Source organism: Pseudoalteromonas sp., assembly GCF_041613455.1.
Lineage (GTDB): Bacteria > Pseudomonadota > Gammaproteobacteria > Enterobacterales > Alteromonadaceae > Pseudoalteromonas.
This window is the reverse complement of record NZ_JBFJHD010000103.1, coordinates 1-11,044: the sequence shown is the minus strand read 5'-3', so window position 1 is coordinate 11,044 and position 11,044 is coordinate 1. Positions and strand designations below refer to the sequence as shown.

Here is an 11,044-nt window from a genome sequence, read left to right as displayed (position 1 = left end):
CAAAATCATTGCCAGTTATGGCATGGTGCCGGGCATGCTGATCACCATGGCCATTGGCTGGGGTGTGAAAGAATACCCACTGCCTACTATTGAATGGGGTATTAACGTGCCGGCTTTTGATCAAATTTGGCACTACCTGCCGTTTTCAATTGGTTTTCCTGATGTAAAGCTGATGCTGGCAGCCATTCCTACTGCAATCATTGCTTATATTATTGCCTTTGGTGACATTGTCGTTGGACAAAGCCTGATTAAGCGCGTTGATCACCTACGCCCCGATGAAAAAATAGAAGTTAATATTGATCGGGTTCATTTAGTCACGGGGCTGCGTAACCTTATTCACTCGTTGTTTGCCCCTTACCCAGGCTTAGCTGGACCTCTGTTTACCGGTGCCATGGCCACCATAGCTGAGCGCTATCGTTATGGCCGCAGCGCGATGGATACCATTTATTCGGGTGCTTCCATTTTTTGGATGGTGGGATTTATAGCGCTCTTTATGCTGCCTTTAGTCACGTTATTTAAGCCGGTATTACCTATAGCACTGTCTATCACGTTACTGATCACCGGTTATTTATGTATTGCGGTGGCGGTTGAACAAATAGACAACCCAAGCTCAATGGGCGTAGCGGGTATTATGGGCGTGGTGTTAGCCACCCACGGTGCTGCTTGGGGACTAGCGGCGGGTGTTGTGCTGTATCTTATCATTGAGTTTCGTGGCCGCAGTGAAAAACAGCCAGACACTCCACCGCCACTCACAGCTGACCCCGTAACCAATAATAGCGAAATACTTGAAGACATAACCCCAACTAAAAGCGAGCTCACCTAGGTAAACTAATCCTCCTTAACACCTTCGTTAAGGGGGATTATTCCGCTCGGCTCGCGCTTAACTTTGCAGCTGGCGATGACGCCTCACAACTCAAGCCATGTAATGGAATGTGTTTTACCTGTTGGGTTTTCGTTTTAAAATCATAATAGTGAATAATTAGCTGGTTATTTTTTGCAAAAAAAGACATATCCCGTAACCAATCAATAGTGGCAATTGGCGTGTAATGATAAAAACCAGATGGGCCGACACACTGATAGCCAAAGTGATGATACGCACTACCAAATGCACCAACATCGCTGGTATACACCACAATATTGCCTTGCTGTTGATAAAATGGCGCTTGGCTGCCCACCACGACATACCAAATACAGGTGACGGTTAACGCAACTATTTGCAGTCCCGCCATAAAAAATAATAACAGGCTGACTAATTTCACAGTCAAACGTTGGGGGATCTGTTCAGCATCTAGCGTTTTTATAAGCACGTAAGTGGCAATGCTGACGACGATTAGCTTAAACCAAATTAAGTACGTTGAAAGCACATAGATAAACTTTTCACTGTGCCATTGAATGCCAAATACCGGTGGAATAAATAGCGAATCGATAAAGGTGGCTACGATAATCACTGCAGCAAGGTGGTAACGAGATAGCATCATGTATGGCAGCGCTCTTTTTAGGTTTTAAACAGGCTAATAAAAATACGCTTAAAAAGCAAAAAGGCACTTTAAAAGTGCCTTTGTTGGTTTACTCAATAAAATAAATTTACAGCGCGTTAAATACGTCGTCTGTTTTAGCGGCGCAAATAAAGTCGTTTTTGTGCAGCCCTTTAATTGAATGACTCCACCACGTTACTGTTACTTTACCCCACTCGGTAAGCAAACCTGGGTGATGGCCTTCTTCTTCAGCCATATCACCTACCTTGTTAGTAAATGCAATCGCTTGCTTAAAGTTTTTAAATTTATAAACACGCTCAAGCTGCATAATACCGTCGCGTACTTCGGGTACCCAGTCTGGAATTTTGGTAATTAATTGCGCAAGCTCTTCGTCTGATACTTTTGGCGCATCGGCATGACACGCTTCGCATTTTTGTGCACTTAATGAAGACATTTTAAATCCTTATTTTTACCTTAACAGGCTAACTTTTCTTTAGCGGGAAATTTTGGCTCATGCAAGCCAAGCTGCTTTGCTTGCTCAACTAACGCCATAATATCCATTTGCGAAATATCAAATAAATCGTGAATCGAATTTATGGTGTAGTACTGCGGCTGCATTATATCAATGCGATACGGGGTACGCAGCACATCCAGTACATTCATTGGCGTGATCTCGGGTTTATCTGAGTAAACATATTGGGTTTCCCCTGGGCTTGATAAAATCCCCCCACCGTAAATGCGCAGGCCTTTTTCGGTTTGCATTAAACCAAACTCAACGGTAAACCAATACATACGTGCTAAATAAACACGATCTTTTTTCTCTGCCGCGTAACCTAATTGCCCGTATTTATGCGTAAACTCTGCAAAGTCGGGGTTAGTTAACATGGCACAATGGCCAAATATTTCATGGAATATATCGGGCTCTTGTAAATAGTCAAACTCTTCACGGCTACGAATAAAGGTGGCTACCGGAAACTGCTTATTGGCAAGCAACCTAAAAAACTCGTCAAAGTCGATCAACGCAGGCACCGGCGCAACTTGCCAACCGGTTGTTGCTAATAACACGTCGTTTAGCTCGCTGAGTTGCGGTATACGATCGTGAGGCAGGTTTATCTTTTTCAGTCCTGCCATATATTCGTCACAGGCTTTGCCATCGATGCACGCAAGTTGGCGTGCTACCAGCTCAGACCAAATTTTATTTTCTTCTTCACTCCAATGAATAACGCCATTTTCGTCGGGCGTTTTGGAGGTGTATTTACTTGCTTTAGCCATGTGTACCTTCTTTGGGTTTAACCCGAAATCGGTGTCAAGATAATAGCCAATTCGCTTAGCTATCGATTGCAGCCATACTATGCAAAAGTGAACAAAAGTTTAATAGCTTGAGCAACATCTCTATTACGCACGATCAGACGCTTTGTATAGTTAAGGTTACACCACTGAACACAAATCGAGACACCCCTTACATATAAAGACGTAAACACCATAAAATGTGTACATTTAAAATTACAGCTAGGCTATTCGTGTAAATGCCTGTGTTAAATCTGCAACAATATCGTTAACATCTTCAAGACCAACAGAGAGTCGAATCAAACCATCACTGATCCCCGCAGCAATTCTTTCCTCTGCTGAGTACGGTGAATGGGTCATGGAGGCGGGGTGTTGAATTAACGTTTCGGCATCCCCTAAGCTCACCGCAATAGTACAAAGCTGCATGCTATCAATAAATTGCGCTCCCTGTTGTAAGCTGCCTTTGAGCTCAAAGGCAATCACCCCTCCTGCGGCTTGCATTTGCTTACCAATATATTGGTGCCCGGGGTGCGATTTAAGCCCTGGATAATACACTTTACTCACTTGAGGATGCTGCTCTAAGTACTCGGCAACAATTTGCGCACTACTACAGTGACGCTCCATTCTAATTGCGAGTGTTTTTAATCCCCGGTTTATAAGCCACGCGTCATGTGGGCTGATAGTTGCGCCAATGTCTTTTAACACGGTCATTTTTATTAAGGTAATATGCTCTAAAGAGCCACATACGAGCCCAGCCACAACATCGCCATGGCCATTTAAGTACTTAGTCGCACTGTGCACGATAATATCGATACCATATTGCTTAGGCGCTTGCAGTAATGGCGTTAAAAAGGTGTTGTCTACCACACTGAGCAAATTATGCTGCTGCGCAAGCTGGCCAATTAACGCTAAATCGATGACGTCCATGGTTGGGTTAATCGGTGTTTCCACAAAGATCATTTTTGAGTTAGCTTGAATTGCTGCACGCAGCGCAGTTTCGTCGGTCATATCAACAAAGCTAACCTCGATGCCCCAGCGCGGTAACATGTGAGCAAAAAAGGCAAAGGTGCAGCCATAAAGCGCATTTGAAGCGATTAAATGATCGCCCTGTGATAAAAAACTCAACACCGACGCCGACACGGCGCCCATGCCAGTGGCAGTGGCCGCCGCCGCTTCGCAGCCTTCTAATTGCGCTACTTTTTGTTCAAGCTCGGTGGTTGTAGGATTTCCTAGGCGAGTGTAAATATAGCCGGGCTCTTCGCCAGCGAAGCGTGCAGCCCCCTGAGCTGCATTTTCAAAATGAAACGTTGAAGTTTGGTACAATGGGGCGGTTAATGCTCCATGGGGGTCGTTTGCCTTTTGCGGGCCATGAATACATTGGGTGTTAATGTGATGCTTGCTCATTAAATACTCACTTGTTCTGATTGTTTTAGGTATATACCTTCAATCAAAGCGTATAGGTATTCAGATCACAAGCATGCCGGATGCTCAGATGGCTATTTGTGCAAAGCTTAGCCAAATAGCTGTACACAAATATTGCCAATAGATTGGCAGTTAATCATTTTCTGCGGCTGGGCTTGGTTGTTTACGGCTAATAATTTTACTGGCAATGTTTTGCACGGTACTTTTTAATAAGCTGCGTTTATGCTCAAGTCGAGGCAAAGGACGGCTTAACTCCATTGCTTTGTAGCCTATTCGTGCGGTAAAAATACCGGCACTGAGCCCCTGAGCTGCGCGCCCAGAAAGTTTGCCCAGCAATTCTGCACTGAGCGCCGTGGCGGCTAAATCAGACACTAACTCCGCACTGCCGACAAACATAACTTGCTTGATTAGCATACGATACAGCTTAATGCGGCTCGCATAGCCAAAACCGATGCCATACACTTTTCCTATTTGCTCAATCAATTTAGTGCCACGCCACAGCACCGCCATCATATCCACCAGCGCCAGCGGACTGAGCGCAACTAAAAGTGCCGATTCGGTGGCAAAGCGATTAATCAACTTTTTTGCTTGTGCGTCTTGGCTAACTAACAAGCTGCTAGCGTATAACGTCATGATTTCTTTATCGCTGTGGTGGCTAGCCAGCTGACTTTTAAAGGTGGCAAAGTTATCCAGCGGCTGGTGCTTGTTGAGTTTTTCGAGCCAAGGCAATGCCCCACCTACTTGCTCACTATGTAATAAGCGGTCGGCTTCATGGCGATGTAATTGGTTGCGCTTTAAACTGCGTAGCATTCGATACTCCCGCCAAAGTAATCGCCCTATTAATAGCACCCCGCTCACAACGGCAATTAAATAAATGCTACCTAAAATAAGCGACTGCTGAAAAGCCAGCGTTAAAGACAATGCAAACTCTAGCAATACCAACAGCAAAAAACTAATAACAAAAATACCCTTCAACGTTTGCCATTTAGACTTTTTGTACACTGGGGCTAAGTTTAATTCGGGCGCTAAAATGTCATCGTCTGGCGCATCGGGTTCCTCACTTTGCCCATGCTGAATAATTTTAGCGGGCGCTAATAGTGGTTCATCTTGCTGCTGGTTATGCGTGTTAATACGCCGCCCTGCTTGAAACTGTGGGGTTGGCTCACTCATGCTAACTTGTCTCCTAACAGGTACTGCAACACATGATCTAAACGAATATGCTTTAATTGTTTATCTGGGCTTGGCATCGGCGCAAACGCTAAAAACTCAAATTTTTGCGCCGGCCATTCGTGTTTATTTAGCATTCTGCTGGGTGGTTGGGGCGGTAAATAGGTGAGCCAATCGGCTTCATTCAGTGGCTTACCGTAAATACACTCTAATGTATGACCTTTATCACTAACTTGTCGGGGTTGCGTTGCACTAATTGACGACATCGCCATGGTTTCTATTTGTACCCCATCAAACTTTAACTCGTTACTTTGCTCATGCACCAGCGAGTTGAGCAGTAACGCTAAGTCTTTATGGTGTTTAGCCGCTATATGGTCGGATTTGTTGGCGGCAAAGAGTATTTTATCAATATTGGGCTTAAACAAGCGCTTAAAAAATCCCGATTCACCGTAGCTAAAATGTGCCAACAACTGATTGATAACGCTACTTTGCTCTTGCAGCGTTTCATGTCCTTCGTTAAGGGCGCTAAGCACATCCACCAGCACAATTTGCCGATCAAAATGCCTAAAGTGCTCATTATAAAATGGCTTAACCACTTCTTTTACATAGGCATTAAAACGTTTAATTAAATGCGCTAAATTAGAGCCTGCCACTACTTCAGTGGTTATTTGCTCACTGGCTATCGGAAAAAATAACAACAACGGCGCACCTTGTAAGTCGCCAGGCATTAACATCCGCCCCGGTTGCAACATAGCCAACTTAGTGTCTTTTTTCAGCCCGACCAACATAGTTTGATAAAGCTCGGCTATACGCGCCAACGCGTTTTCATCAACGGGGGCATTTAAATCAAGCTGGTTAACGGCGGCTAAAAATTCTGCTGAGCTGTTTACTCTAGGATACTCAGTTAACAAAGGGTATTGTAGCTCGCACCACTGAGTGTAGTTTTGCTCCAACATGGGCAAATCAAGCAACCACTCACCAGGGTAATCAATAATATCTAAATAGAGGGTCGATTGCGCAGAAAAATGGCCACGTAGTCCCGCATTGCTTTGATACTTAATGGCTAACCTTAGTGTGTTTATACGCTGTGTTGAAGCCGGCCAACATGGCATGCCGTCATCGGGTAATAACGCATTCACTGCGCGAGCATAATCAAAGGTGGGTACTTTGAGTGCTTCTTGTGGCACTACTTTTGTTGCAATGTGGCGCTGCTCGCGCACAACATCAAAAAACGGCAAGTTTTTATCACTTGCCTGTGTGGTTAAATGCTTAACCAATGCAGTAATAAAGGCCGTTTTACCACTGCCACTCAATCCAGTGACAGCCAATTTTACCTGCTGATCTAGGCTGCGGTGCAGTGCATTTTGTGCTTTGCCTTTAATACTGCTAAAGGTCTTTTTTGCCAATGAAGTACGACTCATAATGGTTTAGCACCTCAGTTACAATTTAGCCTAAAGCTGCTGTAGCTGTTGTGCTATGTAATCCTTTAAAGTTTGTTAATTTCACGGTTCACCGTAAATTCGCTGGAAGTCACATAGCGTTCCATTTCTTGTAAACGTTTATCAACACGGGTTAAACGCTCTTTTAAATCTTGCAATGCGCGGCGTGGCGGTTCGCCTTTTTGCCATACTTTAAATTTTACTTCTAGCGGATCGTCAGTGCTCGCCGAGCTTACTTTATCGCTGTGGTTAGGTTGTTTTTTATCTAAAATAAACCACGCGGCAATATACGCTACCACAAATAAAGGGCCACCGGTTAGTAGTACCGCACTCACCACTATGATGCGCACTAACCATAATTCCATATTAAAGTAGTCACTTAACCCCGCACATACGCCGGCTATCTTGCCGCGCTGTGGATCTCTTAATAATTCGCGTTTGGCACTCATACTTTGCGCCTCCATTGGGGTGACTCTTGATCGAGCAAGGCTTCTAATGTTTCTACTCGTTCAGCCATTTTTTCGGCCTTTTGCGCAAGCTCTAGTAGCTGGCGATGCTCGTGCTCACTTAAGCCTTGGCTCACTTGCTTTTTACTGCGGTAGTGTAAAATTAACCACAGCGGGGCTACAAAAATCATAAACATGATAAATGGCGCCACCAGTATATCGGGATCAAACATAATGCTCTCCTAACCATGGGTGCTTGATGTATTAATTAAGGATTAGGGGCACGGGCCCCTATTCTCAATGGATAAGATAACTTATTTATCAGCAAGCTTCTTTTTCAGCGCGGCTAATTCGTCGTCTATCTTTTCATTTTTTTGTAAATCAGCAATTTCATCTGCTAATGTTTGTTTGCCTAAATCGTAAGACTCTATTTGAGATTCTAGTCCATCTATTTTAGTTTCGTAACGCTCAAAGCGATTTAACGCATCTTCTACCTTTGAACTATCCAGTGCTTTTTTCACTTCAAGGCGTGACTCTGCCGAACGTTGGCGCAAAATAATTGCTTTTTGACGTGCTTTTGCATCCGCCAGTTTTTCTTGCAGCGTGGTGACTTCTTGTTGCAACTTATCAATATGCGATGCAACATGTTCCAGCTCACTTTCTACTGCGGCTACGGCTTCGGCAGATTTTTGCTTTTCCAATAACGCGGCACGGGCTAAGTCGTCGCGATCTTTACTTAACGCCAGCTCAGCTTTATCTTGCCAATCGCTCACTTGTGCTTTTAATGTGTCTACGCGACGCACTAACTCTTTGCGCTCTGCCAGTGTTTTTGCCGAGGTTGAGCGCACCTCAACGAGTGTGTCTTCCATTTCCTGAATAATTAGACGAACCATTTTTTCAGGGTCTTCTGCTTTATCTAAAATGGCATTGATATTAGAATTAACAATGTCTGCAAAACGTGAAAAAATTCCCATAACATTTACCTCTATAATTTAAACTGACTGTGTCTGGGGTAACTAGTATCAATATGCTTGCCAACTTTTTTAAAGTTAATATCCTCTTTACTTTCATAACGTTAAACCATGATTACAAATAACTTTCGTTATCTCGAATTATGAAATACACTAACTGTTAGTAAAAATGACTAAGAGTTAGGAAATATGAGCCAATACCGCCAACAAGATAATTTACTCGGTCAGTCTGATAGCTTTTTAGCGGTACTTGATCAGGTGTCGCAACTGGCAAATCTAGATAAACCTGTACTGATCATTGGTGAACGCGGCACAGGTAAAGAGTTAATCGCAGCTCGGTTACACTTTTTGTCTAAACGCTGGGAGCAAAACTACGTTAAGCTCAACTGCGCAGCGCTCAATGAGAACCTACTCGAAAGTGAATTGTTTGGTCATGAAAGTGGTGCATTTACCGGCGCCAGCAAACGTCACGAAGGACGTTTTGAACGAGCAAATAGCGGCACGTTATTTTTAGATGAGTTGGCAAACACTTCAGCCATGGTTCAAGAAAAGCTGTTAAGGGTAATAGAATACGGCGAGTTTGAGCGGGTTGGCGGTAAACAAACCGTTAAAGTAGACACCCGCTTAGTCTGCGCCACCAACGAAGACTTACCGCATTTAGCCGAGCAAGGCGAGTTTAGAAGCGACTTGCTCGACCGCCTCGCCTTTGACGTGATCACCCTGCCACCACTGCGTGAACGCCGCGACGACATTATGCTGCTTGCGGAACAGTTTGCGATGAATATGGCACGCGATCTCGACTGGCAATTATTTAGCGGCTTTACCCGCAGTGCTACCGACACCTTGCTCAACTACGATTGGCCCGGTAATATTCGCGAGCTAAAAAATGTGGTTGAGCGCAGTGTGTATCGCCATGGTAGTGAACAGATCCCCGTGCATCAGATTATTTTAGACCCGTTTGCCAGCCGCTTTCGGCCTAAACCGCGCACTCAAGCGACGCCACCGTTGCAACCTGTTGTGCTGCCCGCACAAGCTACGGCAAAGCCGACTGCGGAATCACCCGCAAATGACCTTACTGCAGAGCTCAATGTTGAATTTCCCTGTAATTTAAAGCAGCGCTCGAATGATTTTGAAATTTTAATGCTAAAAAAAGCCTTAGAGCATAGCCAATTTAATCAAAAGAAGACTGCAGAAGTGTTAGGTTTAACGTATCATCAATTACGTGGCTATTTGAAAAAGTATAACTTGCTATGCCCAAGCGACAGTAAACAATAAATAGTATTGGGCTTAAAATAGTTCAACAATAGTAAGAGGTTACGCAGGTGCATAAATTATTACTTGCTTTACTATCAAGCTGCCTGATTGGCTGTATTGATAGCAAAGAAGATATGTTACAAGAGAAAAATCAAGGCTTAGTTTATTGCGCTGAAGCGAATCCGGTGTCATTCAACCCGCAGATCACGACCACGGGCTCGACTATCGATATCATCGCTAATCAGCTTTATGATCGGCTCATTAGTATTGACCCTGTAACCGCCGACTTTCAAAGCGAGCTGGCCACCGATTGGAAAGTCAGTAAAGACGGTAAATCAGTAACCTTTACGCTGCGTAAAAACGTCAAATTTCATAGTACCGCTTATTTTACCCCAAGCCGTGATTTTAATGCCGACGATGTTATTTTTACCTTTAGCCGTTTATTTGATGTTTATAATCCGTACCATTTTGTCGGCGATGCCAGTTACCCCTATTTTCAAAGTGTTGGTATCGATCAGCTGATCCGCAAAATTGTCCGCGTGTCGGACTACCAAGTACGGTTTGAGTTGTATAACGCCGAAAGTAGCTTTTTAGCCAATATGGCCACCGACTTTGCCGTGGTGTTGTCGCAAGAATACGCCATGCAGCTCAAAGCCAATCAACAAACCAATCGCTTCGATCAATACCCTATTGGCACCGGCCCCTATATTTACAAAGAGTATCGCCGCGATCACTTAGTACGCTTTTATAAAAACCCCGTTTACTGGAAGCACGACGTGGTACTTGACCAGTTGGTGTACGATATTACCCCCAATGGCACCACACGTATTGCCAAAATGCTCACCAAAGAATGTGATGTCACCGCACACCCAAGCAGCGCACAACTGAGTATTTTAGCGCAGCGCGATGACATTAACGTAGAAAAAGAAACCAACTTAAACATTGGTTATTGGGCCTTTAATACCGAGCGCCCTCCGTTTGATAATATTAAAGTTCGCCAAGCATTAGCACATGCAATTGATATAGATAAAATTATGCAGTCGGTTTATTTTGGTAACGGGCTGCGCGCGCAATCACTCTTGCCGCCCACCTCTTGGGCGTTTGAAGCGCAAACCACGATTCCGGTATTTAACCCTACCTTGGCTAAAAAACTATTAACCGAAGCCGGTTTTCCAAATGGTTTTAAAATGAACATATGGGCCATGCCGGTGAGTCGTATTTATAACCCCAATGCGCGAAAAATGGCCGAGTTAATGCAAAGCGATTTACGCAAAATTGGGGTTAAAGTGAGCATCGTCGAGTATGAGTGGAATACGTTTATTCAGCGTATTGGTGAACACAGACACGACAGCGTTTTGCTTGGTTGGGCTGCCGACACTCCCGATCCCGATAACTTTTTTAGTCCATTACTCAGCTGTACCGCAACATTTAGTGGTAAAAATCCCGCTAACTGGTGTAACCCTGAGTTTGACGCTTTGCTTACCCAAGCTCTGGCCACCACTGATTTAGCATTACGAAAAAAATTCTATGATGCGGCGCAAACTATGCTTATTAATGAATTACCTTTATTACCTATTGCCCAT

At 44.2% G+C, this 11,044-nt stretch carries 11 protein-coding genes and 1 pseudogene; 3 read left to right on the top strand and 9 right to left on the bottom strand.

What is annotated here, in order from left to right:
- Positions 1-823, top strand: a pseudogene (locus ABYB02_RS10515) (hypothetical protein); the annotation flags it as partial.
- A gap of 37 nt (positions 824-860) precedes the next feature.
- Here the strand turns inward: ABYB02_RS10515 and ABYB02_RS10510 are convergent.
- From ABYB02_RS10510 to pspA, 9 genes are all read right to left on the bottom strand, one after another.
- Positions 861-1,478, bottom strand: a complete 618-nt coding sequence (locus ABYB02_RS10510; RefSeq protein ID WP_372762415.1) for a hypothetical protein — start codon at positions 1,476-1,478, stop codon at positions 861-863.
- Between the two features lie 106 nt (positions 1,479-1,584).
- Entirely contained in the window at positions 1,585-1,929 is a 345-nt protein-coding gene (locus ABYB02_RS10505) for a 4a-hydroxytetrahydrobiopterin dehydratase (RefSeq protein WP_372762414.1), read from the bottom strand.
- Between the two features lie 20 nt (positions 1,930-1,949).
- Positions 1,950-2,747 carry a phenylalanine 4-monooxygenase gene (gene phhA, locus ABYB02_RS10500; protein ID WP_372762413.1) on the bottom strand — a complete coding sequence of 266 codons (798 nt, stop codon included), beginning with the start codon at positions 2,745-2,747 and terminating at the stop codon, positions 1,950-1,952.
- Between the two features lie 237 nt (positions 2,748-2,984).
- Positions 2,985-4,166: a methionine gamma-lyase gene (megL, locus tag ABYB02_RS10495; protein ID WP_372762412.1), complete on the bottom strand. Its 1,182-nt coding sequence runs from the start codon at positions 4,164-4,166 to the stop codon at positions 2,985-2,987.
- A 150-nt stretch (positions 4,167-4,316) separates the two neighbouring features.
- Positions 4,317-5,354 carry a TIGR01620 family protein gene (locus tag ABYB02_RS10490; protein ID WP_372762411.1) on the bottom strand — a complete coding sequence of 346 codons (1,038 nt, stop codon included), beginning with the start codon at positions 5,352-5,354 and terminating at the stop codon, positions 4,317-4,319.
- Positions 5,351-6,772 carry a YcjX family protein gene (locus tag ABYB02_RS10485; protein ID WP_372762410.1) on the bottom strand — a complete coding sequence of 474 codons (1,422 nt, stop codon included), beginning with the start codon at positions 6,770-6,772 and terminating at the stop codon, positions 5,351-5,353. Before ABYB02_RS10485 ends, ABYB02_RS10490 begins: the two co-directional genes overlap by 4 nt.
- Before the next feature lie 65 nt (positions 6,773-6,837).
- The gene (gene pspC, locus ABYB02_RS10480; RefSeq protein ID WP_372762409.1) at positions 6,838-7,239 is read right to left on the bottom strand and encodes an envelope stress response membrane protein PspC; all 402 of its coding nucleotides are present in this window, start codon (positions 7,237-7,239) and stop codon (positions 6,838-6,840) included.
- A complete protein-coding gene (gene pspB, locus ABYB02_RS10475; protein ID WP_372762408.1) occupies positions 7,236-7,469 on the bottom strand; it encodes an envelope stress response membrane protein PspB in 234 nt (77 codons plus the stop codon). Before pspB ends, pspC begins: the two co-directional genes overlap by 4 nt.
- Before the next feature lie 81 nt (positions 7,470-7,550).
- Positions 7,551-8,210 carry a phage shock protein PspA gene (gene pspA / locus ABYB02_RS10470; RefSeq protein ID WP_372762407.1) on the bottom strand — a complete coding sequence of 220 codons (660 nt, stop codon included), beginning with the start codon at positions 8,208-8,210 and terminating at the stop codon, positions 7,551-7,553.
- Between the two features lie 186 nt (positions 8,211-8,396).
- On the opposite strand from pspA, the gene pspF reads away from it, so the two are divergent.
- Both pspF and ABYB02_RS10460 read left to right on the top strand, forming a co-directional pair.
- Positions 8,397-9,482, top strand: a complete 1,086-nt coding sequence (gene pspF, locus ABYB02_RS10465; RefSeq protein WP_372762406.1) for a phage shock protein operon transcriptional activator — start codon at positions 8,397-8,399, stop codon at positions 9,480-9,482.
- Positions 9,483-9,529: 47 nt separating this feature from the next.
- A partial coding sequence (locus ABYB02_RS10460; protein ID WP_372762405.1) for an ABC transporter substrate-binding protein occupies positions 9,530-11,044 on the top strand: 1,515 nt, incomplete at its 3' end.

Excerpts from the sequence above, each read along its gene's own strand:
- ABYB02_RS10510 (WP_372762415.1), bottom strand. The coding sequence starts at position 1,478 with ATGATGCTATCTCGTTACCACCTTGCTGCAGTGATTATCGTAGCCACC.
- ABYB02_RS10505 (WP_372762414.1), bottom strand. The coding sequence starts at position 1,929 with ATGTCTTCATTAAGTGCACAAAAATGCGAAGCGTGTCATGCCGATGCG.
- phhA (WP_372762413.1), bottom strand. The coding sequence starts at position 2,747 with ATGGCTAAAGCAAGTAAATACACCTCCAAAACGCCCGACGAAAATGGC.
- megL (WP_372762412.1), bottom strand. The coding sequence starts at position 4,166 with ATGAGCAAGCATCACATTAACACCCAATGTATTCATGGCCCGCAAAAG.
- ABYB02_RS10490 (WP_372762411.1), bottom strand. The coding sequence starts at position 5,354 with ATGAGTGAGCCAACCCCACAGTTTCAAGCAGGGCGGCGTATTAACACG.
- ABYB02_RS10485 (WP_372762410.1), bottom strand. The coding sequence starts at position 6,772 with ATGAGTCGTACTTCATTGGCAAAAAAGACCTTTAGCAGTATTAAAGGC.
- pspC (WP_372762409.1), bottom strand. The coding sequence starts at position 7,239 with ATGAGTGCCAAACGCGAATTATTAAGAGATCCACAGCGCGGCAAGATA.
- pspB (WP_372762408.1), bottom strand. The coding sequence starts at position 7,469 with ATGTTTGATCCCGATATACTGGTGGCGCCATTTATCATGTTTATGATT.
- pspA (WP_372762407.1), bottom strand. The coding sequence starts at position 8,210 with ATGGGAATTTTTTCACGTTTTGCAGACATTGTTAATTCTAATATCAAT.
- pspF (WP_372762406.1), top strand. The coding sequence starts at position 8,397 with ATGAGCCAATACCGCCAACAAGATAATTTACTCGGTCAGTCTGATAGC.